The 23,942-nt window shown below is 60.9% G+C and carries 26 protein-coding genes and 6 pseudogenes; 18 read left to right on the top strand and 14 right to left on the bottom strand.

All coding sequences use genetic code 11. The features are described 5' to 3' along the window. Positions 1-215: 215 nt before the first annotated feature. Positions 216-719 (top strand): CinA family protein, encoded by a 504-nt coding sequence (locus tag PM2_RS04605; protein WP_025753052.1) that lies wholly within the window; start codon positions 216-218, stop codon positions 717-719. Between the two features lie 110 nt (positions 720-829). Beyond that, positions 830-988: pseudogene (locus PM2_RS30655) on the top strand (YetF domain-containing protein); the annotation flags it as partial. A gap of 35 nt (positions 989-1,023) precedes the next feature. Here the strand turns inward: PM2_RS30655 and PM2_RS30650 are convergent. After that, on the bottom strand, positions 1,024-1,200 hold the full coding sequence (locus PM2_RS30650; protein WP_154670321.1) for a hypothetical protein: 177 nt from the start codon (positions 1,198-1,200) through the stop codon (positions 1,024-1,026). Positions 1,201-1,383: 183 nt separating this feature from the next. On the opposite strand from PM2_RS30650, the pseudogene PM2_RS04595 reads away from it, so the two are divergent. From PM2_RS04595 to PM2_RS29745, 5 genes and pseudogenes are all read left to right on the top strand, one after another. Continuing rightward, positions 1,384-2,012, top strand: a pseudogene (locus PM2_RS04595) (chromate resistance protein ChrB domain-containing protein). Beyond that, positions 2,005-3,375 (top strand): chromate efflux transporter, encoded by a 1,371-nt coding sequence (gene chrA, locus PM2_RS04590; protein WP_028698752.1) that lies wholly within the window; start codon positions 2,005-2,007, stop codon positions 3,373-3,375. The pseudogene PM2_RS04595 and the gene chrA overlap by 8 nt, the downstream one beginning before the upstream one ends. A gap of 213 nt (positions 3,376-3,588) precedes the next feature. After that, on the top strand, positions 3,589-3,939 hold the full coding sequence (locus PM2_RS29750; protein WP_080693994.1) for a hypothetical protein: 351 nt from the start codon (positions 3,589-3,591) through the stop codon (positions 3,937-3,939). Between the two features lie 91 nt (positions 3,940-4,030). Next, a complete protein-coding gene (locus PM2_RS04585; RefSeq protein WP_019098264.1) occupies positions 4,031-4,411 on the top strand; it encodes a hypothetical protein in 381 nt (126 codons plus the stop codon). 122 nt (positions 4,412-4,533) lie between these two features. Then, positions 4,534-4,743 (top strand): annotated as a pseudogene (locus tag PM2_RS29745) (thiamine pyrophosphate-requiring protein); the annotation flags it as partial. 34 nt (positions 4,744-4,777) lie between these two features. Here PM2_RS29745 and PM2_RS31870 read toward each other — a convergent pair. Next, positions 4,778-4,900 carry a universal stress protein gene (locus PM2_RS31870; RefSeq protein ID WP_371104868.1) on the bottom strand — a complete coding sequence of 41 codons (123 nt, stop codon included), beginning with the start codon at positions 4,898-4,900 and terminating at the stop codon, positions 4,778-4,780. A gap of 127 nt (positions 4,901-5,027) precedes the next feature. Between PM2_RS31870 and PM2_RS04575 the strand changes: the two genes are divergently transcribed. Together PM2_RS04575 and PM2_RS04570 are read left to right on the top strand one after the other, a co-directional pair. Next, complete coding sequence (locus PM2_RS04575) at positions 5,028-6,017, top strand: universal stress protein (protein ID WP_028698750.1); 990 nt, start codon at positions 5,028-5,030, stop codon at positions 6,015-6,017. A 218-nt stretch (positions 6,018-6,235) separates the two neighbouring features. Then, positions 6,236-7,195, top strand: a complete 960-nt coding sequence (locus PM2_RS04570; RefSeq protein ID WP_016714179.1) for a ribose-phosphate diphosphokinase — start codon at positions 6,236-6,238, stop codon at positions 7,193-7,195. Positions 7,196-7,210: 15 nt separating this feature from the next. Here PM2_RS04570 and PM2_RS04565 read toward each other — a convergent pair whose 3' ends face one another. The 4 genes and pseudogenes from PM2_RS04565 to PM2_RS04555 all read right to left on the bottom strand — a co-directional run bounded on the left by PM2_RS04565 (position 7,211) and on the right by PM2_RS04555 (position 11,146). Next, positions 7,211-8,101, bottom strand: a complete 891-nt coding sequence (locus PM2_RS04565) for a universal stress protein (RefSeq protein WP_016714180.1) — start codon at positions 8,099-8,101, stop codon at positions 7,211-7,213. 122 nt (positions 8,102-8,223) lie between these two features. After that, positions 8,224-8,493, bottom strand: a pseudogene (locus PM2_RS29740) (TCP-1/cpn60 chaperonin family protein); the annotation flags it as partial. 110 nt (positions 8,494-8,603) lie between these two features. Beyond that, positions 8,604-10,886 (bottom strand): heavy metal translocating P-type ATPase, encoded by a 2,283-nt coding sequence (locus PM2_RS04560; RefSeq protein ID WP_028698749.1) that lies wholly within the window; start codon positions 10,884-10,886, stop codon positions 8,604-8,606. 5 nt (positions 10,887-10,891) lie between these two features. Continuing rightward, positions 10,892-11,146, bottom strand: coding sequence for a hypothetical protein (locus PM2_RS04555; RefSeq protein WP_024086880.1), 255 nt, complete (start codon positions 11,144-11,146; stop codon positions 10,892-10,894). Between the two features lie 87 nt (positions 11,147-11,233). Between PM2_RS04555 and PM2_RS29735 the strand changes: the two are divergent. Then, a pseudogene (locus PM2_RS29735) lies at positions 11,234-11,689 on the top strand (ATP-dependent zinc metalloprotease FtsH); the annotation flags it as partial. 27 nt (positions 11,690-11,716) lie between these two features. Then, the gene (locus PM2_RS04540) at positions 11,717-12,142 is read left to right on the top strand and encodes a potassium channel family protein (protein WP_016714186.1); all 426 of its coding nucleotides are present in this window, start codon (positions 11,717-11,719) and stop codon (positions 12,140-12,142) included. 89 nt (positions 12,143-12,231) lie between these two features. On the opposite strand, the pseudogene PM2_RS04535 reads toward PM2_RS04540, so the two are convergent. Together PM2_RS04535 and PM2_RS04530 are read right to left on the bottom strand one after the other, a co-directional pair. Continuing rightward, positions 12,232-12,564, bottom strand: a pseudogene (locus PM2_RS04535) (phosphoketolase family protein); the annotation flags it as partial. 87 nt (positions 12,565-12,651) lie between these two features. Further along, positions 12,652-13,212, bottom strand: a complete 561-nt coding sequence (locus PM2_RS04530) for an Hsp20/alpha crystallin family protein (RefSeq protein ID WP_016714188.1) — start codon at positions 13,210-13,212, stop codon at positions 12,652-12,654. Positions 13,213-13,406: 194 nt separating this feature from the next. On the opposite strand from PM2_RS04530, the gene PM2_RS31985 reads away from it, so the two are divergent. Then, positions 13,407-14,138 (top strand): ferredoxin reductase domain-containing protein, encoded by a 732-nt coding sequence (locus tag PM2_RS31985; RefSeq protein ID WP_028698748.1) that lies wholly within the window; start codon positions 13,407-13,409, stop codon positions 14,136-14,138. Here PM2_RS31985 and fnr read toward each other — a convergent pair. Further along, positions 14,113-14,844 carry a fumarate/nitrate reduction transcriptional regulator Fnr gene (fnr, locus tag PM2_RS04520; protein WP_033740207.1) on the bottom strand — a complete coding sequence of 244 codons (732 nt, stop codon included), beginning with the start codon at positions 14,842-14,844 and terminating at the stop codon, positions 14,113-14,115. The genes PM2_RS31985 and fnr overlap by 26 nt on opposite strands. Positions 14,845-15,078: 234 nt before the next feature. On the opposite strand from fnr, the gene PM2_RS04515 reads away from it, so the two are divergent. Then, positions 15,079-15,648: a GNAT family N-acetyltransferase gene (locus tag PM2_RS04515; RefSeq protein ID WP_028698746.1), complete on the top strand. Its 570-nt coding sequence runs from the start codon at positions 15,079-15,081 to the stop codon at positions 15,646-15,648. Between the two features lie 176 nt (positions 15,649-15,824). Here PM2_RS04515 and PM2_RS04510 read toward each other — a convergent pair whose 3' ends face one another. Genes PM2_RS04510 through PM2_RS04500 form a run of 3 tightly spaced genes read right to left on the bottom strand, consistent with a single transcriptional unit; the run spans position 15,825 to position 18,773 of the window. Then, a complete protein-coding gene (locus PM2_RS04510; protein WP_016714192.1) occupies positions 15,825-16,433 on the bottom strand; it encodes a hypothetical protein in 609 nt (202 codons plus the stop codon). A gap of 55 nt (positions 16,434-16,488) precedes the next feature. Continuing rightward, positions 16,489-17,856 (bottom strand): MBL fold metallo-hydrolase RNA specificity domain-containing protein, encoded by a 1,368-nt coding sequence (locus PM2_RS04505; protein WP_016714193.1) that lies wholly within the window; start codon positions 17,854-17,856, stop codon positions 16,489-16,491. A 2-nt stretch (positions 17,857-17,858) separates the two neighbouring features. Beyond that, entirely contained in the window at positions 17,859-18,773 is a 915-nt protein-coding gene (locus PM2_RS04500; protein WP_016714194.1) for a universal stress protein, read from the bottom strand. A 186-nt stretch (positions 18,774-18,959) separates the two neighbouring features. On the opposite strand from PM2_RS04500, the gene PM2_RS04495 reads away from it, so the two are divergent. After that, positions 18,960-19,508, top strand: coding sequence for a GNAT family N-acetyltransferase (locus PM2_RS04495; protein ID WP_016714195.1), 549 nt, complete (start codon positions 18,960-18,962; stop codon positions 19,506-19,508). 27 nt (positions 19,509-19,535) lie between these two features. Here the strand turns inward: PM2_RS04495 and PM2_RS04490 are convergent, their stop codons facing one another. Further along, on the bottom strand, positions 19,536-20,462 hold the full coding sequence (locus tag PM2_RS04490; RefSeq protein ID WP_028698744.1) for a universal stress protein: 927 nt from the start codon (positions 20,460-20,462) through the stop codon (positions 19,536-19,538). A 203-nt stretch (positions 20,463-20,665) separates the two neighbouring features. On the opposite strand from PM2_RS04490, the gene PM2_RS04485 reads away from it, so the two are divergent. Genes PM2_RS04485 through PM2_RS04470 form a run of 4 tightly spaced genes read left to right on the top strand, consistent with a single transcriptional unit; the run spans position 20,666 to position 23,133 of the window. After that, positions 20,666-20,860, top strand: coding sequence for a hypothetical protein (locus PM2_RS04485; RefSeq protein ID WP_016714197.1), 195 nt, complete (start codon positions 20,666-20,668; stop codon positions 20,858-20,860). After that, positions 20,838-21,086, top strand: coding sequence for a hypothetical protein (locus tag PM2_RS04480; RefSeq protein ID WP_033724122.1), 249 nt, complete (start codon positions 20,838-20,840; stop codon positions 21,084-21,086). Before PM2_RS04485 ends, PM2_RS04480 begins: the two co-directional genes overlap by 23 nt. Before the next feature lie 2 nt (positions 21,087-21,088). Next, the gene (locus PM2_RS04475; RefSeq protein WP_016714198.1) at positions 21,089-21,910 is read left to right on the top strand and encodes a helix-turn-helix domain-containing protein; all 822 of its coding nucleotides are present in this window, start codon (positions 21,089-21,091) and stop codon (positions 21,908-21,910) included. Next, a complete protein-coding gene (locus PM2_RS04470; protein WP_028698743.1) occupies positions 21,895-23,133 on the top strand; it encodes an MgtC/SapB family protein in 1,239 nt (412 codons plus the stop codon). Before PM2_RS04475 ends, PM2_RS04470 begins: the two co-directional genes overlap by 16 nt. 126 nt (positions 23,134-23,259) lie before the next feature. On the opposite strand, the gene PM2_RS04465 is transcribed toward PM2_RS04470, so the two are convergent. Continuing rightward, positions 23,260-23,757 carry a hypothetical protein gene (locus tag PM2_RS04465; protein ID WP_016714200.1) on the bottom strand — a complete coding sequence of 166 codons (498 nt, stop codon included), beginning with the start codon at positions 23,755-23,757 and terminating at the stop codon, positions 23,260-23,262. Positions 23,758-23,942 lie beyond the last annotated feature (185 nt).

Below are 23,942 nucleotides of genomic sequence, written 5' to 3'. Positions count from 1 at the left end.
TCCTCTTCCCCATGCGGCCTGGTCTGTCCCGCTTCCTTTTGCCTATCGCTCTGTTTCATCAGCTTGCGCTCCTGTCCTTTGCCTTTGAACAAGGGAAGCCGAAGCGGGGGCAAAGTTCATGTCAGGTTCACTTCTCCAGATCGCCGGGCAATAGATGAGATGAACCAAACACACCAGGATCGCGTCCACCGCAAAACAAGCGAGTCGACTCTGGAATGGAAAACGACCCTGTACTGGCCGCCCTCGGCTATCTCAAAAACAACAAACTGGTTTTGAGCACAGCAGAATCGTGCACTGCGGGCTGCCTTGTGGCTTTGTTGGCGGCGATACCGGGTACCGGAGAGGTGTTGGAAAGCGGCTATGTCGTCTACTCACCCAACGCCAAAAAACGCCTGCTGGGGGTCAGCGCCGAAACCATCGAGCGATACGGCCTGACCAGCGAAGCAGTAGCCTGGGAAATGGCCTTGGGCGCGTTGCGAGACAGCGATGCCAATGTGGTGATCGCCACCACCGGGGTAGCCGGGCCGGCGCCCGAGTCCGGAATACCACCGGGGACGATGTGCTTTGCTTGGGCTTTTGCCGGCGAACCCGTTGCCGTTTTCACGCGCACTCAACGTTTCTTCGGCGAGCGGTCTGAGGTCATGCGCCAAGGCGCCCTGTTCGGGCTGACCCGGCTTTCCCACTATCACCAGCGCTGGTTACGCGGCGAGCGCGCCTGAGGTCTGTGATCATCTCGGAAGATGAACGGGTATCCAGACGTCACCCTGTTCAAGAAGATATGCCGATGCAGCAGCGCGTCTGGCGCTTCGAGCGCGTGGGATGGTATGTGGATGGGCGATTTCTTCACCACCGGAAGCGCCGGGCGCGCCTCACGGAGGACGATATCCTCGAGTGAGCACGAGACAGCCAAGGCATCGAAAAAATTGAGCAGGTGAAGTTCGCTATCGTCGAGCGCAATGGAAAGATTTCGATCATTCCTGCCGAGTAAGGCACGGCGCTTCTCACAGTAGAGCCCTGGCCCGTTCAACCTGCCAATATCGCCTGGCTATGGTCAATGGTAGGGACGGGCATCAGTTCTCGACGAGATACCAGCCAGGCCCTCATTCGCTCGGTATCGAAAATCTGACCCTCTTCCATCATCACCAGAATGAGCGCTTGAGACATACGATAACAGCCGCATTGAGAAACCAGCACCGGCATGCCTGTTCCGGTGCCCCCTCCCAGCGCATCATGGGCGGTGCGTGAGGGTGCTGACAGGCGCTCCGATCGGATGCCCACGCTGCTCAGTCATTGCTGCCTTCTTCCCTTTTGTTTCTCAGTCATTGCTTTTCCGTGGGTCTTGCATAATGTAAACAAATAAATATTTTATGTTGAGATCTTTACATGCTTGATTGGTCGCTATTGATCCTTGGTTTGCCCACGGCGAAGGCTACCGAGCGAATGCGCGCCTGGAGAACCCTGAAGGCCTCGGGTGCCGCAGTTTTGCGGGATGGCGTATACCTGCTGCCTGAAAAAAGCGTGGGCCGTGAAGCGTTTCAAGCCGTGGAGCGAGATGTGCTGGCCATCATCTGGAGCGCAGGGAATACCAAGGTCGCCGATGGGCAACGCGAAAGCGCCCATGGGTAGACCGGTTGGCATGTGCCTGGCTGATCCGTCGTTTCATCCATCCCGACGCCCGATTCATTTGGCTGGCCAGTCCCGGTGACTGCCCAAGCGATGCGCTCGGCTTCGATTTTGATGGGGCCAGGTTCAGCCACGTTGGCCACCGTGTTTCCTTCGAAACCCTCATTGAGAGCTTTGCCGTTCAGCAACCAGGCTTGGCACGCCTGGCAGGTGTTATCCACTACCTGGATGTTGGGGGGTACCAACCTTCCGAAGCATCCGGTATCGAGCGTGTCCTCGCCGGATTGAGAGAGAGCATTGGCGATGACGATCAACTGACAATGGTCGCCGGAGGCATCTTTGATGGCCTGCTGACGGCTTTCGCAAGTGAGGAAGCCCAAAATGGTTGAGACGCGCCCCGCAGTGACTGAACAACCACCGTCGCAAGCAACTCAGCCGTCAATCAGTTCATATGAAGCCTTCCTGTTCTGGCTCAAGTTGGGCTTCATCAGCTTTGGCGGGCCTGCGGGACAGATCTCGATCATGCATCAAGAGCTTGTCGAGCGCCGGCGGTGGATCAGTGAGAAGCGATTCCTGCATGCACTGAACTACTGCATGTTGCTGCCCGGCCCCGAGGCTCAGCAGCTTGCCACGTATATTGGTTGGCTCATGCATCGCAGCTGCGGCGGGGTAATTGCCGGCGCATTGTTCGTGCTGCCTTCGCTGTTCATCCTGATCGGTTTGTCGTGGGTCTACATCGCCTTTGGCGAGGTACCGGTAGTCGCGGGGATCTTCTATGGCATCAAGCCGGCGGTCACGGCCATTGTCGTCCACGCCGCCCACCGGATTGGTTCACGGGCCTTGAAGAATGGCTGGCTGTGGGCCATGGCCGGCGCCTCGTTCGTAGCCATCTTCGCCTATAACGTGCCGTTCCCACTGATCGTGCTGATGGCCGCCATCATCGGCTATGTGGGTGGTCGCTTCGCTCCCCGCAAGTTTGTCATTGGCGGCAATCATGCGGCCGCGAAGAACAGCTTTGGCCCGGCTGTGATCGATGACGACACGCCACCCCCCGAGCATGCCCGTTTCAGCTGGGGGCACCTGGTACGGTTGCTGCTGGTCGGTGCTGGCCTGTGGATACTGCCCATGGGGTTGCTGACGCTGTCATTTGGCTGGGACGGCACCCTGACGCAGATGGGCTGGTTCTTCACAAAGGCCGCACTGATGACTTTTGGCGGTGCATACGCGGTATTGCCCTATGTCTACCAAGGCGCTGTAGGGCACTACGGGTGGCTGACACCCACCCAGATGATCGATGGTCTCGCCTTGGGGGAAACCACACCGGGGCCACTGATCATGGTGGTTGCCTTCGTCGGCTTCGTCGGTGGCTACGTCTATCCGATGTTCGGGAGCGAACACCCATTCCTTGCTGGCGCTGTCGCGGCGAGCCTCGTCACCTGGTTCACCTTTTTGCCGTCTTTCTTGTTCATTCTCATCGGTGGACCGTTGGTAGAGTCGACCCACAACGCGATCAAATTTACCGCACCGCTGACGGGGATCACGGCCGCCGTAGTGGGCGTGATCCTGAACCTCGCCATGTTCTTCGGCTACCACGTGCTTTGGCCGAAAGGCTTTGGTGGAGCGCTTGACTGGCCTTGCGCGGCTATTGCAGCTGCAGCTGCGATCGCTTTGTTCCGCTTCAAGCGGGGCGTGATCGAAGTACTGTTCGCTTGCGCCCTGGCCGGCCTGGCAGTTCACCTGTTGCGGGCATGAAACCACGCGCCTCACTGCCGATCTGCACCTGAACTTGAGAAGCGGGCGAGGCTCAGGAGTGCCTGCAGCCAGACAAGTGGCGTAGCAACCCCTCGATCTCGCCTCACCCGGACAGCCGGCCTTTGTGCATCAGAACCTTCCGTCGCCCTGAGGGCACCCTTCGGTAAACGGCAGGCCGAACACAGGGTGAACAACCAGAGACGGAGTTTCACCATGAACGCAGAAAAAACGTACGCGTTGCTGCTCGCCATGTGTCTGGGTTGCGCGGCGCCACTTGCCCTGGCCGCCACAGACCTGAACGATCAACGTGCCCCGGGCATGCAACCGCACAGCAATGGGCACATGAACGGCCAAGGCGGTGCGACAGGCTCAGGAACACCAGCCGATGGCATGGGCACGGGTAATGGCGGTACCCATGACAATGGAACGGACAACACGGGAGGTGACGGTACCGACACTGACTCGGGCTCCGGCGGGAACGGAGGGGACGGTAGCGGTGCAGGTCCGGCGAGTGGTAGCGGTGGCTCAACCGGTAGTGGATCAGGCGCAGGATCGGGCAGCTAGGTGGAATGGCCGAATGGCGGTGGATCTCCCGTTCATGGCCCGGCGTTTCAGTTTCGCCATTGATCAAGCAACTCACTCAGGAGTCAATGCCATGCCACGCGGTGACAAGGACAAGTATACGGACAAGCAGAAACGCAAGGCCGAGCACATCGAGCAATCGTACGAGGACAAGGGCGTGGGCAAGGACGAAGCCGAAGCGCGCGCCTGGGCCACCGTGAACAAACATTCCGGTGGCGGTGAAAAGCCGGGAGGCTCGGGGAGCAAGACGCCGTCGCGCGAGAAGAAGACCGCACGCACGGACTCAGCCAAACGCGCCGCCGAGTCTCGCCAGGGGCATTCACGCACCTCGCGCGCATCGCTGGAGTCGCAAAGCAAGGAAAGCCTTATGAAGGAGGCGCGCAGCAAAGATCTCAAAGGGCGTTCGACCATGAACAAGGCTCAATTGGTAGAAGCCCTGCATAAACTGGGGTGATGGGAAAATTTTGGCCCAGTGCAAGGCCCACTGCATTCTTGTGGCTTATCGGTTCACCTTCGAGCCTGTCGGCTTTTACCAGGCTCCAGCTGCCAGACCGCTGCGCTACTGGTGGGTGCCGGCGCGACAAAGTAGAAACCTGGCGTGCGCAGTGGGACAAGACCGTGGCCAAGCGCGCGCTGGTCAAGGCTGACCCGATCAACCCGCAACGCGTGGTCCATGAGCTGTCCCCTCGCCTGCCGGACCACGCCATCATTACCAGCGACTCCGGCTCCTGTGCCAACTGGTTCGCCCGCGACCTGCAGATTCGCCAGGATTTCAGCGTGGAATTGATTCGCCATGGCCGAGCCGGCGATACGGTCTGAATCAATCTGCTGACGGGGGCCTGACTGTCAAAATGCTGCACGGGGCATGATTGACGAGCCGTTCGGTAGTATCGCCGATCAGCTTGGCCCAGCGTCTGGGCTGCACCACGCCGACCACCACCACGCTGAAGGTTGTGAAGCTTGCTGCCCTGGCTCGGGCAGGCCAGGCTCAGTGGGGGTGTGGATGCTCAGTACGTGCAAGGAGGCACCTGACGCTTGAGCCAATGCCATGGCCCGATGCATCGCGGCACTTGATAAATATCAAGGCCATCAAGTCTCAGTGCGTCACCCTTGGCCTATACCGGTGGGCCTTCATCGAGGCTGCCATCGCCGTGGAGGCCATCATGAACGCTTACTCGCGACTGCTACTGATCTGCCATCCAGACCTACACCCCTCGCCTGCCCTGACGCGTGCTCAGGCGCTGGCCAGTACGACAGGCGCCACCTTGCACCTGGTGGTGCTCAGTCAACTGCCCTCACGCCTGGCCACACTGGACCAAGTGCTGCGCAGCAATGCCCGCAAGCAGGACGCCGAGCACCGCAAGGCTTGGCTCGCCGACCAGGTGAAGGCGCTGGGCGAACTGGGCATTACCGCCTACGCCGAAACACTGGACGATGAAGACCCGCTCACGGACTTGGTCCGGCTTGCCCAACTGCACCGGGTGGAGATGGTGATCAAGGACATCAGGCACGAAACCGCCTTGAGCCGTGCCCTGCTCACCCCCTTGGACTGGCAGTTGCTGCGCCGTTGCCCGATCCCGATGCACCTGGTGGCCCAGGCTGAAACCAAGCTGCCAGCGCGCATACTTGTCGCCGTGGATCTTGTCGAGCACGACCCGGTGATCGACAAACTCAACGACCACATCCTGCAATCGGCGCAGGCACTGGCACAGCGATGCAAGGCGCAACTGCATCTGCTGCAGGCCTATGAACCCAGCACCAGCTTCGTTGCCTATGCCGCCGCACCCGTGGCCTGGACTGACAAGCTGGTAGAGGAAATATCTGGTCGCGCGCGCGAGCGCATGGCGACGTTCGGCGGCCGCTACGGCATCAAGCCAGATCACCTGCACCTGGTGCGAGGCGCTGCCCGTAACGTGGTCAGCGACTACGCGAACAAGCATGGCTTCGATGTGGTGGTGATGGGTACGCTCTACCACGAGGGGGTGAGCAAGGTCGTTGGCAGTACTACAGAGCAAACCCTGTACAAGGTTCACTCCAGCATTCTGGCAATCCACGGTTGAACGATCACCCGCCTGGTTTCACGCCATCCAGTTTGTCCTTGTGGCTTTTCTGGTGTTTGTCCATTGGCGTACTCTCCATGCAGGGTACAGGGGCGCAGGCCTTGGCATGCTCTTACCTGCCGAGTGTCTGTCTGCTGGCTATGTCCGATTTGATAAACGTCAAACCGCACAGCCCCATGCAGCTTATGTTGCTATGAACGACCTCTGGAGCTCAGGGTATGAATGACACACCGCCGTTACTGTTCGCCCTGCGAGGCAGCCAGGCCTATGGGAATGCCGTGGCGCAACGCCTGGGCTGGAAACTGTCAGCACATGAAGAGCGCGACTACGAGGACGGAGAACACAAATGCTGGCCTGGCGAATCGGTCGACGGTCGATCGGTCATCGTCTTTCACTCGCTCTATGGCGACGCGCACCACAGCGCACACGACAAGCTGTGCCGGTTGCTGTTCTTCTGTGGTGCGCTCAAGGACGCCGGTGCCAGCCAGGTGACGGCTGTCACGCCTTACCTGTGTTATGGCCGCAAGGACCGCAAGGTGGAGTTTCAGGATGCGACCATCACCCGCCATGTAGCTTGCCTGATGGAAAACTGCGGCGTCGACCGCGTGGTGGCACTGGACGTACACAACCCCAGCGCCTTCGACAACGCCTACCGAATCCCGAGCTGGAACCTGCAATGCACCGAGCTATTCGCCCAACACCTAGCCCCCCTGCTCGGTGAGCAGACAGTCACGGTCGTGTCGCCGGATATCGGCGGCATCAAACGCGCCGAGCAGTTTCGCCAGGTTCTGGCGGACCTGCTGGGGCGCCCGGTATCTATGGCCATGATGGAAAAGCATCGCCAGCAGGCGGGCCTGACCGGCGAACATCTGGTGGGTGACGTGGCAGGCAGCACTGTCATCGTGTTCGACGACCTGATCAGCACGGGGCAGACGCTGCTGCGCGCAGCCCAGGCCTGCCGGCAGGCCGGAGCCAGCCGCATGCTGGCCGCTGCCACCCATGGCCTGTTCACCACTGGTGGCGAGCTATTCGACAGCGGTGTATTCGAACGGGTACTGGTGGCCGACAGCATCGCGCCCTTTCGCCTGCCCGTGCGATACCTGCAGCAGCTGGATATCGTCGATACCAGCGCGCTGGTCGCCGAGTTGCTTGCCAACCGCCGGGGCTGGGGCGCATAACCCCGACGCATGGCCCTACACCGCCAGGATATTGCAGGGTATCTGGTACAACACATGCTCCGTGGTGCTGCCGAACAGTCGGTCCAACCCCCGGGCAAGCGGCCTGCCCATGACGATCACGTCCACCGGGTGGGTTTCGACATACTCACTCAGCACCGCGACCGGGCGGCCCAGCAGGCAGTGCCTGCGTTCGGCCGGCGCACCGTAGCGGTCGGCCAGCGCCTTGAAATCGTCCTCCAGGGCGTGGCGCAAGGACTCGCCGACGTCGCCAATGGCCCAGGCGCCATATCCCATGTCGCCCATGTAGGCCATGGTCAGGTCACAGGCGCACAGCAGGTCTAGTTGCGCGCCAGTCTGCAAGGCCAGCGCATTGGCCTGCTGGATGATGCTGTTATTGCGCGCCTGGCCCTCAGGCGATGGATCGGCCACGTCCACCGCCGCGACGATCTGACGAGGCAAGGCCGGTCTGGCGGCGCCCAACAGGTAGACCGGGATCGGGCAATGGCGCAGCAACTGCCAGTCCAACGGGGTAAAGAAGGCCCGCTTGAGCGCCGGTTCGTGCTCGACCTGCTTGAGCAGTACATCCGGCTGCATCTCCAGGGCGTGTTCGAGAATATCCGCCTGCAGATCGCTGCTCCAGGCGACTTCCGTCGTCACTTGCACACCCGAGGCTCGCAGCACCTTGGCCTGGGCCTCGAGCTGGTCCTGCTGGGATTGCAGGTAAGCCTGCCGCTCGCTCTGAGTGTCACCTGTCTCCAGGAACCTGAGGTTGTCCAGCGACTCCAGCAAACCCACGATGTGCAGGCTGGCCGAACTTGACCTGGCCAGGGCGGCAGCCTGTTCCAAGGCACAGGACTGGCACAATGCTGGGCGCAGGATCAGCAACAGGCGTTGATAGTGGCTCATGGTAGCCTCCGATGATCAGTTCGCCCGATCACTCAGGGATTGGGGGTTGCATCAAAGGTGCTGGCTTTTCCGGGATATCGGTCATGGTTGCCTCGGTCAGCAGCAGGATGCTGGCGACCGAAACTGGTGCCATCACCCACCGCTTCACCAGTGCGCTCGGCCGCCTGGCGCAGCATCTGCGCGCCGAGGTTTTCCTCTGGATCCTGTAGATAGACGCGCTTGGCGATGGTCACGCCATCGTTGCAGACAGTCGGTTTACCCCAACTGCTTTGCATCAGTACCGATTTCGATTTGGGCCCTAGCGTAACGCGCACGGCATCGGCGAGCTGGGTGGCACCACTGAGGATTTTCTCCCGCGCTGCGGAGCGAAACAGGATTTTGCTGTGGGGCATGGTATTGCCTCCCGTTCAGGCCAGGGCAGAAAACAACTGTTGTCAGCATCCCGCCGCACCGTGTTGGGTGCTTGATTTTTATCAATCCTACAGGGCGCTGAACACCGCGCTCAGCGTTGATCCAGGTACCGGTACAGGGCTTCTTCCTGGTCGAAATGCAACTTGGCCAAGGTGTCCAGGCGTATCAGCTGGTGCTGGATTTCATCAGGGCTCGGGCTCGCTGCCGCCCGGCTGAAATCTTGGCTCATGCAAGAAAGAAGATGGATGAGTCGGAAGATTTCCCGGTGGGTATGGCTCATCGCCGACAGTGGATCTTCGCCGGGCATGAAGCGGCTCAGCAGCGGATACAAACGACGCTCGTCATCGTGCTCGTGGCGTTCCAGAAGGTCATGCAGCCCGGTGACCAGTTTGCCCAGGTCGTCCCGCGCCTGCTCGATGGGGCGTTTGGCGAAGTCGCAGGCCATCTGGCTCAGCTCCGTCAGCAACCCGTCCAGTTGCCGATGCTCATCCTGCAACCGATCCAGGTCCTCGATGGCAAGCCCACTGCGACGCCTGGCCGTCAAGGGGCCCAGCGCACGCAAGGCGTTGACGATGATCAACAGGTCGATAGCTTCCTGCAAAACCGCCCCCATTAGCGCGGGCAGGTAACCGGCGGCTGCAACCAGCATGGCCAGCAACGACAGGCTCATGCCCACCCATACCCCCTGCCGGGCGATGTACACGGCGTGCCGAGCGATATCCAAGGCATCGACCAATCGATCGAGGCGATCGACCAGCAACACCACACCGGCCGCCTGGGCAGACGCCGTGACGCCAGAAGCGCCCATGGCAACCCCGACATCGGCCGCCGCCAATGCTGGCGCATCGTTGATGCCATCGCCGACCATCAGCGAGGGTGTCATGCGGCAGCCGTCTTGCACCAGGCGAATCTTGTCTTCTGGAGAGAGCCCCGAGCGAAGCTCGTCGATACCCGCCGCCAGCGCAACCATTTCCGCCGTTTCCGGGCGGTCACCGGTGAGCATGACGATCTTTTCGATCCCGCGCGCCCGCAGGCGGCGCAATGTCTGGGGGGTTTCCCGACGCAGGTCATCTGCCAGCCGCAGTACCGCTTTCAACTCACCGTCAACCGCCACGAAACTGCCACTGTTGGCCAGGTAGTCCAGTTGCTGCAAACGCGCCTGTGCCCACCGGCCATCGTCCTTCTCGTTCTGCACGTAGGTCAGGGCGCCCAAGCGTACGGCCTTGCCTTGAACAATCCCGGCAAGCCCCTGGCCGGGGCTTTCCTGCACCTGCTCGGGAGCGGTCAGCGTCAGGTTGCGCAGGCGGGCAGCATGAACGATGGCCTGGGCAATCGGGTGGGTCGATGACTGGGCCAACGAAGCGGCCAACTGCAGCATCTGCAAGGGTACGCCTTGCCCCTTCAGTTCGATCGATTGCAACTGGGCATGACCACTGGTCAAGGTACCGGTCTTGTCGAGGAACACCTGGCGGATGCCGGCCAAGGCTTCAAGCACCTCGCCGTCACGCACGAGTATGTTGCGCCGTGCAGCCCTCGAAATACCTGAGATGATGGCAATCGGTACTGCCAGTATCAGCGGGCAAGGCGTGGCGACCACCAGCACGGCAAGCACTCGCTGCACATCGCCACTGGCCCACCACGCCAGCGCAGCAATGAGCAATGTCAGCGGGATCAGCGCCAGCGCATAGCGGTCGGCCAGGCGCATAAAGGGTGCCCGTGACTGACGTGCCGCTTCGGCCAGACGCACGATGCCAGCGTAGGTACTTTGCGCCGCGGTATGCGTGGCCAGCAACAGCAGCGGCGCACCGGAGTTGGTCACCCCACTGGCCACCGGCTCACCGGCATGGCGGGTGACGGGTAACGATTCGCCAGTCAGCGCAGCTTCGTCCAGGGTTGCCTGCTCGGATTGCAACCACCCATCCACCGGCACGATCTCACCCAGGCGCACCAGTACACTCTGCCCAGCGCGGACTTCGTCCACCGGTACCTCACGCAAGCCATCCTGCTCTTGAATCCAGGCCCGCTGAGGGGCCCGGTCGATCAGTGCCCGCAACTCGCGCTCGGCGTGACGCAAGCTGAGAGTCTCCAATTCACGGCCCGTGGCAAGCATCAGTGCAACCACTGCGCCTACCAGCATCTGCTCAAGGGCCAGGGCCGCGCCAATCGACATCAGCGCGATCAGGTCAATGCCCGCCTCACGCCTGGCCAGACGCTGGGCCATTTCCACCGCCAGCACCGCTGCCATGATCGCGCTGCCGGCGGCCCAGATCAGCGCAGCCCAGGTCGGCTGTTGCGCCGCATAGGCCAGCCCTCCGAGCAGCAAGGCCAGAACGCAGACCATCAACAAGCTTGGATCCAGCCATCGCCGTGACATGGCGGTCACTTGCGTTTGGCCTGCTGGAGCAACTGCTGGACCTGTTCCTGTGCCTGGGTCGCTCTGCGCAGCGCCTCGTTGGCGGTCTGCTCGACCAGGTCTATGCGGTAGCACACCTGATCGGCCCGCAACCGGGCGGTAGCCGCATTGTTCTCGGCCGACTCCAGGCGCGCGTCGTATTCTTCAGCGTGCCAAGGGGTACAGCCCGATGCCGATGCCAGCAGCAGGCTGGACAATCCGGCAAGCAGATAGCGTTGCATGTTGGTGCCCTCGCGCATGCTCAAGACACCCCCAGTATCGGCATCGCCGTCCACCGTAGCCTGACATTTATCAATCTCCCTCAGCGTGCCGCGCAAATGCTCCGCGACCGGATTGTCGTACTGATGGCCGGGCGAGCCGCTGAAAGCCTGGTATTCGGTCAGGTGTCCACCGGGGCCGCCGACGATCTGGGGCGCGCCACCGACATTGCTCGCCAGCTGATCACCCGATTCGGCATGAGCACGGAACTGGGCCAGGCAGTGCTGGAGCGGCAGCAGGCCAGTTACCTGGGCGAATCGTTGTTGCGCCAGGAGCGCAAGGACTAGTCAGAGCAGACTGCACGCGAAATCGACCTGGGTATTCGTGGCCTGGTGGAAGACGCCTACGCCCGTGCCCGGGCCTTGCTCGAGCAACGATGCGCCGACCTGGACACTGGGGCACGCCTGTTGTTGGCCAAGGAAACCATCACCCCGGAAGAATTCCCGGCACTGCTGCCGCAGGCCAAGGAGCCTGCCATCTATAATCTGGTCGATGCGGCCAAATGACACGCCGTTCCAGTCCGAGTAGCGACCATGCTCACCGTCACATTGATCAACATGCTGGTGGTGATCCTAGTGGTGATCATCCACTACGAATGCCTGCTGCGCCTGAACGACTGGCTACCGCGGCTGAAACTGTGGAGCCGATTCCGGATCGTTGCAGGCGTATTCGGCGCGCTGCTGGCCCATGCACTGGAGGTCTGGTGTTTCGCCCTGGTGTATTACCTAATGACTCACGCCGAAGGCTGGGGCTCGCTCAGTGGCAACTTCGACGGCAGCTTCTTGGATTGCGTGTACTTTTCCTTCACCACCTACACCACGATAGGCTTTGGCGACATCGCCCCTACCGGCCATCTCAAGTACCTCACCGGCCTGCAAGCATTGACAGGCCTGGTGCTGATCACCTGGACCGCGTCGTTCCTGTTCCTCGAAATGCAGAAATACTGGAAAGCCAAATAGCGCCTGCTCAGTCGTCTGGGTGCGGCGTCCAGTGCCATTTTGCAACCTCAGGCATGTCTTCGCCATGCTCGATCAGGTACAGCTTTCTGCGCATTGCGTTCTATCGCAGGGTTCAGCTCGGTATAGGTGCCATCCAGGTACGCCTGGGCAACCATGGCCGGGCCGCCATGGCCAGGGCCGGTGACGAAGAGCATGTTGAGATCGTAATGGCGGATCAGCCGGTTCAGATGGGTGTAGATCAGGTTCAACCCCGGTGATGTGCCCCAGTGCCCCAGCAACCTGGGCTTGATGTCGGCCAACTTCAGCGGGGTGGCCAGCACGGGGTTGCTCTGCAGATAGATCTGGCCAACGGTAAGGTAGTTCGCGGCACGCCAGCAGGCATCCAATCCTTCGAGTTCCTCGGTACCTGGAAAATCGTTCATGATCGCCCCCTCTTGTCGATGGCGCGCCCGCGTATGGGTTCGGATGCGAAGACGGAGCATCCCTGCTCCTGAAATCGGTCGGGTCAATCACTTGCTGCTTTTGATAGGAATCACTTTTTCGGGGTGAATCGCTTCTGCACGCTTGGGCAGATGCACCAGCAGCACGCCCTTCGCGAACTGTGCATTAATCTTTTCCACGTCTACTTCACGGGGTAGCTGGAAGACCCGCTCGAAGCTGCCGTAGTGCCGCTCTGACAGGTGGTACTCCTTGCGCTTTTCGTCAACCGCTTCCTGCTTCTCGCCGCGGATCACAACGTTGCCATTGACCAGCTTGATCTCGATGTCCTTGTCGTCCACACCAGGCAGTTCGGCGCTGATGCGAAACTCATCGGCCAGTTCGCTGATATCCATCGCCGGCATGCAATGGCTGAACAGTTCACGACGCCAGAATGGCTCGACATCGAACGGGGTATGGCTGAACGGCATGCGCAATGGCCGGCGACCGAAATCGTCGAACAGGCTGTCGATCTGACGCCGCAACTGCTGGAATGGGCGCCACAAGTCCGATGTTTCGGTACTTGGCGGCGTAACCTTGGCAGGTTGGGTGGTTGCGGAAGTGACAGGTACTTTCTTCGCTGCTTCGGACATGGCGCCCTCCTCTAATGAGTAATGCCTCCCTGGGAGACGCCTCGATATTGCGCTGGCAGTCAACCTTGCGTTTGACCTTTATCAATCAGCTGGCTGCCACCATCGTTTATCGATTTGATACTGATCAAAGTCCCGCTCTGACATGCGGTTAGCCTGAAAACTGCGCGACACAGCCAGACAAGATCGAGGCGACTATGGAGCGGGACGACAGCAGAAGTGTCCGCTTGCTTGAAACCCTACCGGGCCCGGGCATTCAACAGTGCCTGCGCCTTGCACTGTGCAGCGCGCAGTTCAGCGAGGCGATGCCAGGTCAGTATTGCCTGCTGGCCAATCGTACCGAGCGCTGGCCTTGCAGCTACGTCAGCCTGCCCGGGGTGGATGGGCGGTTTCTGGTGACCACCCGTAGCGCACACCCTCTGGGGCAGCCAGGCGAGCTTCTGGGGTATTCAGGCCCTTTGGGTAGTGCCTGGCCAGTGCCCTTGCAGAGCGCACGGCTACTGGCGATCACACGTGGTGAAGGAATATTGGCGTTACTGTGCATGCTGGATGAAATCCGCTGCTGGCTGCCTTGGGTGCAGGTGCGGTTACTGCACGACGGCTTGCCGCTGGAGCGCCTGCCCAACGAATGCCGGGCGTGGCTTCACAAGCAAGCGAAAGCGCCGCGCGACAGCTCCAGCGGATGGCGGCAACTGACACATCAATTGCAAGAGTTCCAGCCAGATACGGTCTATGGTTGCGCGCCGGCTCAGGTGGCCCGGCAGGCGGCGCGCATGTGTTGGCAAAAAGGAGTTTCTCCCCAGCGCATCTGGCTGCGGTCCGATCATATGCCTCGGCCAACCTGGGGGGATCAACTCCTTCTGGATGGGCCGGTCCAACGCTACGACAGGGTTCTGGCTGCGCTCAAGTGGGCTCCTCCAGCCGGCTGAGGTTCAGTAGGCCTTGCAAGTCGACCAATCGAACTTCCCTCCCGACGCACTTCACGAACCCTGCCTGGGTGAAACGGCTAAACAACCGGCTGACGGTTTCCAGGGTAAGGTCCAGGTAGTTGGCGATATCACCTCGGGACATCGGCAGGTTGAAGACGTCTGCGCGCAGACCGCGTTCGTGATAGCGCTCCGACATGCCGAGCAGGAAAATCGAAAGCCGCTGCTCGGCTCGCCCATGGCAGCAACGCAAGTGTTCGTCCTTACTCTGAATCCCCAGGCTCAGCATATGCAACAGCTGGTAGCGCAAGCCAGGGATCTGCCCCGACAGGTCGACGAGCTGATCCAGCCTGATGGAACACACCAGCGAAACCTCCAGCGCCAGTGCATAGCTTCGATAATGCCAGGCACCGATAGCGTCCAGCCCAAGCATCTCCCCCGGCAGGACGAAGCCGGTAACCCGCTCGTTGCCCCCGGCATCGAGCAGGAAACTCTTGATGGCCCCTGAACGCAGGGCGTACACATGCTCCATGGGCTCATCGGCCTTGAACAGATATTCGCCCTTCTTCAAAGGCCGGTTACGGCGCACGATTCGCTCCAGCTTGTCCACTTCTTCGGTACTAAGGCTGGCGGGTAGGCATAGCCGACTCAACGAACACGCAAGGCACTTCACATGGGGCCTTGCCCCCATATCCAGAGGGCCTGACATGATCATGCCTCCGCTGTTCTACATGCGGGTATTAATACAAGTTAGCTGGTTCACCTGGCCTCTTCTGGCTGTCCGACAAAGGGTTGCGCCAGCCCGGATGATCCGCTGTTGTTCCCCGCCTGACAGATGACAGCGGCCGGCGACCGGGGCAATTGACAACTATCAAGTCCACGAAGGGTCGAGCGTCGAAACTGAACCTCCATTGTTCATTCCCGACCCACGAGGATCATTGCCATGGCTCCTACAGAACCCTCCCGTCAATACACCGCCCCCTCGTTTCCCAAGCCTGCGGGCGAGCATTGGATCGAAGCCATCGACAATGGCACCCACGTACTGATCAGGCCGCTGCAAGCCAAGGACCGGGAGCGCGAAAGGGCCTTCATCGAACGGCTGTCACCGCAATCGCGGCATTTTCGCTTCCTGTGCCAGATCAAGGAGCCCGGTGAGGCAATGCTCGACCAGTTGATGGCGGTCGACCAGGACCGACAAGCCGCCTATGTCGCCCTCGCCCATGTGGACGGCGAACTGCAGGAGGTGGGCATATCGCGTTATGCCGCCATTGCCGGCAAGGATGAATGCGAATGCGCCGTGACGGTGCTTGACAGCTGGCAGCACCATGGACTGGGCCGCCTGTTGCTCAAGCACCTGACCGATCATGCCCGGGCAAAGGGCATGCGGCAGATGTACTCGATCGACTCAGCCGCCAACCTGGCGATGCGCGACCTGGCCAAGGCGGCAGGATTCACCACCAGCACCGATCCGGATGATCCGGCCCAGGTCATCCATCGCCTCAACCTGACCTGAAGCGCCGTTGCGCCAGTGCCTGGGGCAGCCACCGTGCTGCCCCGTCCGCTTCAAGCCACACGACCTCCGGCCATACCCATCCGCACGAGTTGCCCGCCCCGGATTCCCCCGCCTTCGCTGTGCGTTCGCCGCGTCGGGCGCCGGTCGTTTCAGCTACTGGCAAGCACTACTACCATTCAAGGCACCGTCACCCGGGCCTCTTCAGGCAGCAGGTCGAACTGTTCGAGGCAACGCTGTTCATCGTCTGCCGTCAACGCCTTGTATGCGCTCACTTCCCGCATCGGCGTTTCGAACAAGGCCAGGCGTATCACCCCATTGCGGTCGAGAAACGTTTGCGCCAGGCAGGTACACACCGGCTTGCCGACCAATGCCGTGAGCTTTTCATCCTCAAGGGTGTTCACCCGGGCCTGCAGGCTGTCTGTGCAATTCTCCACGATACGGTCCACCGAGCGCCCCGCCAGCCAAAGCGTGCCGCCAGCGAGCAACGCCAGGAACAGCAACAAGCCCAAAAGCACGTTCGACTCCTGGGTGACCGAGCGCAGGAAGGCAAGCCGAGCCTGCCAGCCCGTGGCGTGGCCATTGAATATGGTCTTGGCTACCGTGCGTTTCACGCCACGCTGCACCACCCACCCTAACGCCACGCACAAGGCGAGCAAAGCCAGCACCACAAGTGGATGTTGCATCGGCAGGCGCCAGTTCGGGCTCAACGCCCGGTAGGCAGCGAACACGGCGAGCACCGCGAAGATGGCCACGATCAAACCCAGGCTCCCCCGTGGCCGATGCATCCAGGCCCGGATTTTCGACCTTGCTTGTGTTTCCATGACAACCTCCCGGCCCAGGCTAGCGCACTGGGTCAATGGCAACGGTTTCCTGATACTCGGGCACGTACACCTGCCAACCGAGTTCGATGCTGATCCGCCGCCGCAACGTGTCGGCGGCGTGCGGCTCACCATGGATAACGTAGGTCTGGCGAGGGGGGCGGGCGAATCCGCGCAGCCACTCCATGATCTCGTCGGCATCGGCATGCGCAGACAGGTTCTCCATGGCATGCACCTGGGCCCGGATGGGCACGTCTTCGCCATGCAGGCGGACACTGCGCGCCCCCGCGACGATATCGGCGCCGCGCGTACCACCGGCCTGGAAACCCGAGAACAGGATGCTGTTACGTGGGTTGGGCGCCAGCGCCTTGAGATGGTGCAAAACCCGTCCACCGGTCGCCATGCCACTGGCGGCGATAATGACCGCAGGTTCACGCAACTGATCCAGATGCCGGGATTCATCGACGGTACGGATGATATGCGTGCCCCTGCACATTGCAGCGCATTGCGCTGGCGTCAAGCGATGCTCGCTCCTGAACTGTTGGTACAGGGTGGTTGCGTCGGTAGCCATAGGGCTGTTGAGGTAGACAGGGATGTCGGGTATCAGGCCATCGCGTTTGAGCTTGTACAGGTAGTACATCAGCAACTGGGCACGGCCAACGGCGAACGACGGCACCAAGGTTATGCCATGGCGCAGGAGGGTCTGGTTGATGACCTGGGCCAGGAATTGCTCGGTCGACTCGGTTGGATGCTGGCGATCGCCGTAGGTGGACTCCACCAGCAGCACGTCTGCCGTCCTGATCAGTTCCGGCGCGCGCATGATCGGGTCTTGTGGCCGGCCCAGGTCGCCAGAGAAGACCACGGTCTGGCCGTCTACCTTGATCTGTACCGTCGCCGCGCCGAGTATGTGCCCAGCCGTGCGCAACAGCAGCTCCATCCCCGGCGCAATCACGGTCGGGTGATGCAACTCCACAGGGCGCAACAATGCCAAGGCGCGCTTTGCATCCTGTGCGGTGTAAAGCGGGCGTGCCGGTGAATGCTTGGAATAGCCGTGCCGGTTGGCATGCTCGGCCTGCTCTTCCTGCAGCCGGGCGCTATCGAGCAACAGGATCTCGGCCAAGGCACAGGTGGCCGGCGTAGCGTAGATCGGCCCGGTATAGCCTTCCTTCGCGAGCACCGGAAGATAACCGCTGTGGTCGAGGTGGGCGTGGGTCAGCACCACGGCATCGAGCGCGCGCAGCGCCGCCGATAGCGGTTCCCAGTTGCGCAGGCGCAGTTGCTTGTAGCCTTGGAACAGCCCGCAGTCGATCAGCACGCGGCTGCTGTCGCGGGTCAGCAGGAACTTGCTGCCGGTCACGGTCCCGGTACCGCCGAGGAAGGTCAGTTGCATGGCTAGGGCTCCAGGGTTTCGGCCGCTTGAGGGTGAACCGCCAGCACGCTGCACGGCGGGCGGCTGACGATGCGTTCGGTGGTGTCGCCGAGCAGTTTTTCCAGGCCCTTTGGCTGCACGACGCCCATGACCACCGCGTCGATATCCAGCACAGCGACCTGCTCGCGAATCACCTGAACCGGGCCTCCTTCCATGAAGTGGCGGCGTTCCGCCGCGACCCCCTCGGCGTCTGCCAGGGTGTCGAACGGCTCCTTCAGGGCACTGCGCATCTCATCGATCCACGCCTGGGTGACGTTCATGTCCGAAGCAAACACGCCCGTAAGGTTGTAGGCCGAGAGCAGGTGCAACTGCGCATCGCATTGCAGTGCAAGCGCCTGCGCGGCGCGGATCAGGCCACGGTTGAAGGACGCCTGGACCTCGGGCGTTTCGCTGAAGGAAGTGTCAACGGCGACCAGCACGCGTTGGGGCAGTGACGCTGCTGCCGCCGGTACGAAGTGCATGATGCCCTTCAAGCCCCGCATCAACGCGCAATCCAGGGGCGTGCTGAACAGGCGCACCATGGTTGGCGTCGCTTCGCTGTCCTTGATGACCATATCAGGCTGCAGTTCGCTGATGTAGTCGATGGCCTGGCTGCGGATGTCCTCTGCCTGCAAGCTGTCAACCGTCAAAGCGATGCCGCTGCCACGGTGACGCTCGACCAACCCAGCCAGCCGCACACGGTAGTGGTCGAACTGACGCTGGATATCGGCCTCGTTCAATCGCTCTTCGCGCAGCAGGTGCTCCTGCGTCGGTTCGAACAAGCCCAGTACATGCACACTGGCACCACTGACATGCGCCAGGGCCAGGGCCCGGCGTAGCGCGGCCGAATGCGGGTCGAGCTCGGTGAGCAGCACCAGCAGTTGTCGATATTGACCCATGGCGAACCTCCGGGCTTGCGCGTCTGGCGTGATGATGTAGGCGATTGTCCGAAAGCAGGCCTGTTCGCGCTTGATGCAGATCAGAAAACCACCAGCCGAGCCTGAACTTGACGATTGTCAGAACCGGCGCCGCCCAGCACGGTACAAAAGCTCTGGCAAGCATCGACCAGATAAGCGGGAGGCGACATGAACAGGCAGCAGACTGAAAAGCCAGACGCATGCGAGCATTGGATCGAAAAGCTTTCTGACGGCACTGCTGTGCTGATCCGCCCCCTGCGCGAGGAAGACCGGGAAAGGGACCGCCGTTTTCTCAGCACGATCGCCTTCGAGACCCGGCGTTTGCGCTTCATCGCCGGGCTCAGCGGCGGTGCCCCGAGCCTGGATGCGCAGCATATGCCAGTGGATCATCACCAGCGTGAGGCCTACGTTGCCCTGGTCCATGCAGATGGGCAGTTGCGCCAGATCGGGGTCAGTCGGTATGCCAGCGTTCCCGGCAGCCTCCTGTGCGAATGCGCCGTAGCCGTAAATGAAGAGTGGCAACGCAAGGGGCTGGGCCGGCTGCTGATGCAGCACCTGATCGCAGCCGCAAAGCGCAATGGCTTTCACTTCATGATCTCCAGGGACCTGGCGAACAACTACGCCATGCACCGGCTGACCAAGGCCCTGGGGTGGGCCTCACGCTACCTGGGTGGCGATGTCAGCGAAATCATCCACGAACTCGATCTTCGCACCTGAAAACAAGGCCCTCTCGGGCCTTGTCTCTCAGCCTTGGGAATGCTCTGGTGAAATCACCAGCATGCTGCTGGACAACCGATGCAACACCCGTTCTGTAGTGGTACCGATGAACCAGCCAATGCCGTGATGGTGGTAGCTGCCCATGACCAGTACATCGATATCATTGTTCTCCATGAACAGCGCCAGCACCTTGGCCGGGTCTCCCAGGCGCAGGTGGCGGTGTTCGGGGGCGATACCGTTGCGTTCGGCAAGTGCCTGGAAGGCCTCGCTTTGCGCCTCGTGCAGTGTTTGGGCGAGGTTGGAATCGAACAGAAACGAATGCTCGCGGCTGCCGCTTGAGTCCAGGTACATGGACCCTAGATCGTAGGCATATAGCAGTTCGATCTGGGCGTTGCACTGTAATGCCAGTTTCAGCGCTTCGCTGATGATCTGGTCGTTGAACCCCTCGAACTGGTCCTCGGGGCGGGACAGGTCCACGGCAGCCAGAATCTTGCGCGGCAGCGCGTGGCTGGCCTGATGCACCAGATGCAGGGGAATGCGGGTTTCGCGCAGCAACTGAATGTCGAGCGAGGTGAACATCGCCCGCACCCACCAGGGTTCATGCTCGAAGGCCTTGATCAGCAGGGCGAATGGCTGCTCGCGCAGATGGACGAGGATCTCGTCCAGCGGATGCTGCACCCATACCACTTCGGTGGTGACCGTGACCCCGTTACGGCGCATCGAAAGCGCTTGGGTTTCCAGCCATGCACGGTGTTGCTGAACATAACCTTCACGCATCACAGCCAGTGCCTGGTCATTGACCAAGCCCGCTGTGGCAAGGCCTTCGAGATAGTCAAAAGCAACGATATGCAGGGCCATGCCCTTGGCCTTGGCCAGCGCAGCCGCACGGTCGTAGACCGGGGTGCGCCGCATCAGGGGCGAGGCGATCAGCAGGAGTCTTTGCGGGTTGTCCATGGCACACCTCAGCGGTTGGTGAGTGTTGCTGGATCATCCATCACCCGCACCTGGCGGATTTGATGTTTATCAACTGAATTACTGGGCGGACAGACGGCAACGCCGACTGCGCGGAAATTTGATGCTGGTCAAAGCTTCTGGCCGTTAACGGCGCAATCTGACCCCACACCAACAACAATCATCGAATGCCCCGGAGGCGTGTCATGGCGCACATGAAAACCATCGAAGTCGCCCATAAGACATTCGCCAACCAGCGCGATGGCGTGATGAAAATGGCCATCACGCCCCTACCCCACCCCCTGTTGCCGGCAGGGATGCCTTCGTTACGCATGGATTTGCAGTTGGTTTGCGCATGCATGCTCTTTGGAGGCTTTCATGAACATCTACGTCGAAAATAATCCTGAACAGGATCGCTGGTGGGTCCGCATGGACGACTGCCGGGTGAGCTTCAATACGCACAACGAAGCGCAAGCTTTCGTCGATCGGTTGAATGCGCGCCTCAACGCGCCCCATTCACGGGACATGCTCGCCGACTGGTCACCACGCCCAGATATGGGCAACGTTGGCAAAGCCAATGCACGGATGGCTGCCCAGGCACGTCTACGATGCGCGAAGGAGGCCTGAAAATGACTGGTCTACTGAAAGTGACCTTGCTCGACCAACCTGCAGCGTCGAGCCCGGCAACCCCGATTCATCTCAAGCCGCTAGCAACCCTGTGCACAGAGTGCCGTGTCAGCGGGCTGTGCTTGCCCACCGGTCTGCCCGTGTATGACAACAGTTGCCTGGGGGCACTGATCGGACCACGCATGCGCATTCGCAAAGGCGCCGCGCTGTTCAACGCCAACGATCCGCTGACGACGCTTTATGCCGTGCGCTGTGGCAGCTTCAAGACCAGCCTGAACAGCGCCGAAGGCCAGGGCGTGGTGATCAACTTCTGGATGGCGGGCGATGTGCTTGGGCTCGACGCCATCGCAACCGAGCATCACGTATGCGACGCCATTGCTCTGGAAGACAGCGAAGTTTGCCCTGTCCCCTATCGCCGGTTGCAGGCACTGGCACGCGACTTTCCCGTCCTGCAGCAAAGCCTGAACCGTTTGATGAGCCGAGAAATCGTACGCGAGCATGAGCGGGTGCTGATGCTGTGCAACCTTACCGCCGAACAGCGCCTGGCCAGCTTCCTGGTGGGGTTGTCACGGCGCTTCGTCAGCCGGGGCTATTCTGCCCACGGCTTCATGCTGCGCATGTCCCGGGAGGACATGGCTTCGTACCTGGGACTTCGTCTTGAGACCGTGTGTCGTTCGGTCGCCCGCTTGCGTGCGCTAAGCATCATCAGTATGCGTGGCAGGCTTGTCGAGATACTCGATCTGCCAGCCTTGATAGCCCTAGAGCAAGGCGGCGCGGAAGTCGCGCCCAAGGACACTCCGAAGGCGCCATGCTCGACACGATGAATGTCAGCCACGGCGCTGTGGCGCTAGGCGTCGGCATGCTGGTGGGGCTTGAGCGCGAGCGCAAGAAAGGCCGCAATGAAGACCATGCCGCCGCCGGCCTGAGGACGTTCGCCATCACCGCCCTGCTGGGCTACGTCAGCATGTTGCTGGCCGGGCCGGTGCTGGTCGGGGTCGCCAGCATTGGCCTAGTGCTGATGCTGTGCATGCATTACCGCAAACATGCCGACAAAGACCCCGAAGTCACCAGCGAAATCGCCCTGCTACTGGTGCTGACACTGGGCGCGCTGAGCTTGAGCGACCCCGAACTTGCTACGGCGGTAGGCGTGGTGCTGACCGTGCTGCTGGCACTGCAGCGTGAATTACATCATTTCGTGCTGCAACAACTAAGCGAAGAAGAAGTGCGCGATGGTTTGATGCTGTTGACGATAGCACTGGTGGTACTGCCATTGACACCGAACCGTTTCCTGGGACCTTACGGTGTGCTAAACCCTCGCACGATCTGTACCCTGGTGGTCTTGCTGATGACCGTTGGGGCATTAGGCCATATTGCCATGCGCCTGATGGGCCCGCGTTATGGCTTGCCGATGAGCGCAATCGCGTCAGGCTTTGCCTCAAGCTCTGCCACTATCGCTCTGTTGGCACACGAGGCTCGACGGCAGCAGGCGGCTGCCAGATCCTTCGCCTCGGCAGCGGTGCTGTCCAACCTCGCCAGCATCACGCAATTCGCCCTGGTGCTGGCTATCGTCGACCGACGCCTGCTGAAACCATTCGCACCATCGATCGGGCTCGGCGCCTTGATCACCGTGGTTTATGGTGTATTGCTGCTGGCCCCCTGGCGTGCCACCTCCGGAGGCTCGCCAGCACATCGGGGTGACGGGGCCTTCAGCCTCTGGACAGCTCTAATCATTACCGTCGCCCTGACCTGCATCGCCTTGTTCTCGGCATTTCTTCTTCAGCATCTTGGCCACAATGGCGTGAATATCGCGGCCTTCGTCAGCGGTATGGGCGATGCTCATGCAGCAATTGCCTCGGTGGCCTCACTGGTCATTGTAGGCAGGCTAAGTGTGGAGAGTCTGGTAATACCAGGCTTGCTGGCGTTGTCCGGCAACACGTTGACCAAATGTATATTGGCCCTGACCAACGGCGGCTTCAGTTTTGCGCGATACCTTGTTCCCGGCCAACTGATCATCCTCGGAGCAATGTGGCTGGGGCTTGTGATTTGAGGTTGTATCAGCAGGCCCTCTACCAATGACATTATTGCCTAACAACATAATCATCATATTGAGAGGCCTTGCCAGGAACGCTTGCGCTCCGCAGGGCAAGGCCGGAACCGGAACCGCGGCGGATGATTATTGGGCTGGCTTCGGGGCTGGCGGCTCCATGGAGCGCTGCATGGGCATGTCTTTCATGTTGGATGGCGAACTCATCATGCCGGCCTGCTGATCCAGCATTTTCATCATCATTTCCATCATCTTTGGGTCCATCATCTTCATGTGCATACCCATGCCCTTTCCGGCACAACCGTTTTGCATCATGCCCAGTCCATCCTTCATCGCCTGCATGCCGTCATGCATGGCCGCCTGGCGCTCCTCCGGGGTCTTGGCGGCAGCGATCCTGTCGTGAATGGCCTGCATCCTTTGTACCTGTTCGGCCATGACCTTTTCCTGGCCCTGGGCTGACGCCGACTGGCTTTGGGCGCCCGCCGGAGCCTGATCGGGGTGGTGTTCATCGACAGCCACGGCAAGAAGCGGGCTGCCGATCAGCAGTGCGGCGACAAGCGTTCTGGTAGTGATGTACATGGCGATCTCCAGATGTTTAAACGGGTGTGCATGCTCCTCCAGACTCATAGCGACATCCTTAAGGACTACTGCGGAGTCATGCACTGGGTAGAACAGCCATGACCTGCCGCAACCCCGAAGACCAGCACCAATAGCACCAGGGTAATGTGTAGCAACCTACTTTGATGGTTTTAGAGCCAGATCATCTGCACAACCCGTGGCGAAACTAAGCTGGACACTAGCACTGGCAGCTT

This window comes from Pseudomonas monteilii NBRC 103158 = DSM 14164 (assembly GCF_000730605.1).
Taxonomy (GTDB): Bacteria; Pseudomonadota; Gammaproteobacteria; order Pseudomonadales; family Pseudomonadaceae; genus Aquipseudomonas; species Aquipseudomonas monteilii.
The sequence above is the reverse complement of the archived record's forward strand: the minus strand, read 5'-3'. Positions and strand labels throughout refer to the sequence as shown.

Excerpts from the sequence above, each read along its gene's own strand:
- PM2_RS04505 (WP_016714193.1), bottom strand. The coding sequence starts at position 17,856 with ATGCAACTGACCTTCCTCGGCGGTACCGGGACCGTGACCGGCAGCAAG.
- PM2_RS04510 (WP_016714192.1), bottom strand. The coding sequence starts at position 16,433 with ATGCATCGGCCACGGGGGAGCCTGGGTTTGATCGTGGCCATCTTCGCG.
- PM2_RS04470 (WP_028698743.1), top strand. The coding sequence starts at position 21,895 with ATGCTCGACACGATGAATGTCAGCCACGGCGCTGTGGCGCTAGGCGTC.
- PM2_RS04480 (WP_033724122.1), top strand. The coding sequence starts at position 20,838 with ATGAACATCTACGTCGAAAATAATCCTGAACAGGATCGCTGGTGGGTC.
- PM2_RS04530 (WP_016714188.1), bottom strand. The coding sequence starts at position 13,212 with ATGTCCGAAGCAGCGAAGAAAGTACCTGTCACTTCCGCAACCACCCAA.
- PM2_RS04490 (WP_028698744.1), bottom strand. The coding sequence starts at position 20,462 with ATGGACAACCCGCAAAGACTCCTGCTGATCGCCTCGCCCCTGATGCGG.
- PM2_RS04555 (WP_024086880.1), bottom strand. The coding sequence starts at position 11,146 with ATGCAACGCTATCTGCTTGCCGGATTGTCCAGCCTGCTGCTGGCATCG.
- PM2_RS04540 (WP_016714186.1), top strand. The coding sequence starts at position 11,717 with ATGCTCACCGTCACATTGATCAACATGCTGGTGGTGATCCTAGTGGTG.
- PM2_RS31985 (WP_028698748.1), top strand. The coding sequence starts at position 13,407 with ATGGAGCGGGACGACAGCAGAAGTGTCCGCTTGCTTGAAACCCTACCG.
- PM2_RS04570 (WP_016714179.1), top strand. The coding sequence starts at position 6,236 with ATGAATGACACACCGCCGTTACTGTTCGCCCTGCGAGGCAGCCAGGCC.
- PM2_RS04475 (WP_016714198.1), top strand. The coding sequence starts at position 21,089 with ATGACTGGTCTACTGAAAGTGACCTTGCTCGACCAACCTGCAGCGTCG.
- PM2_RS04485 (WP_016714197.1), top strand. The coding sequence starts at position 20,666 with ATGGCGCACATGAAAACCATCGAAGTCGCCCATAAGACATTCGCCAAC.
- PM2_RS04515 (WP_028698746.1), top strand. The coding sequence starts at position 15,079 with ATGGCTCCTACAGAACCCTCCCGTCAATACACCGCCCCCTCGTTTCCC.
- PM2_RS04585 (WP_019098264.1), top strand. The coding sequence starts at position 4,031 with ATGCCACGCGGTGACAAGGACAAGTATACGGACAAGCAGAAACGCAAG.
- chrA (WP_028698752.1), top strand. The coding sequence starts at position 2,005 with ATGGTTGAGACGCGCCCCGCAGTGACTGAACAACCACCGTCGCAAGCA.
- PM2_RS04565 (WP_016714180.1), bottom strand. The coding sequence starts at position 8,101 with ATGAGCCACTATCAACGCCTGTTGCTGATCCTGCGCCCAGCATTGTGC.
- PM2_RS04500 (WP_016714194.1), bottom strand. The coding sequence starts at position 18,773 with ATGGGTCAATATCGACAACTGCTGGTGCTGCTCACCGAGCTCGACCCG.
- PM2_RS04495 (WP_016714195.1), top strand. The coding sequence starts at position 18,960 with ATGAACAGGCAGCAGACTGAAAAGCCAGACGCATGCGAGCATTGGATC.
- PM2_RS29750 (WP_080693994.1), top strand. The coding sequence starts at position 3,589 with ATGAACGCAGAAAAAACGTACGCGTTGCTGCTCGCCATGTGTCTGGGT.
- fnr (WP_033740207.1), bottom strand. The coding sequence starts at position 14,844 with ATGTCAGGCCCTCTGGATATGGGGGCAAGGCCCCATGTGAAGTGCCTT.
- PM2_RS04465 (WP_016714200.1), bottom strand. The coding sequence starts at position 23,757 with ATGAGTCTGGAGGAGCATGCACACCCGTTTAAACATCTGGAGATCGCC.
- PM2_RS04560 (WP_028698749.1), bottom strand. The coding sequence starts at position 10,886 with ATGTCACGGCGATGGCTGGATCCAAGCTTGTTGATGGTCTGCGTTCTG.
- PM2_RS30650 (WP_154670321.1), bottom strand. The coding sequence starts at position 1,200 with ATGCCGGTGCTGGTTTCTCAATGCGGCTGTTATCGTATGTCTCAAGCG.
- PM2_RS04605 (WP_025753052.1), top strand. The coding sequence starts at position 216 with ATGGAAAACGACCCTGTACTGGCCGCCCTCGGCTATCTCAAAAACAAC.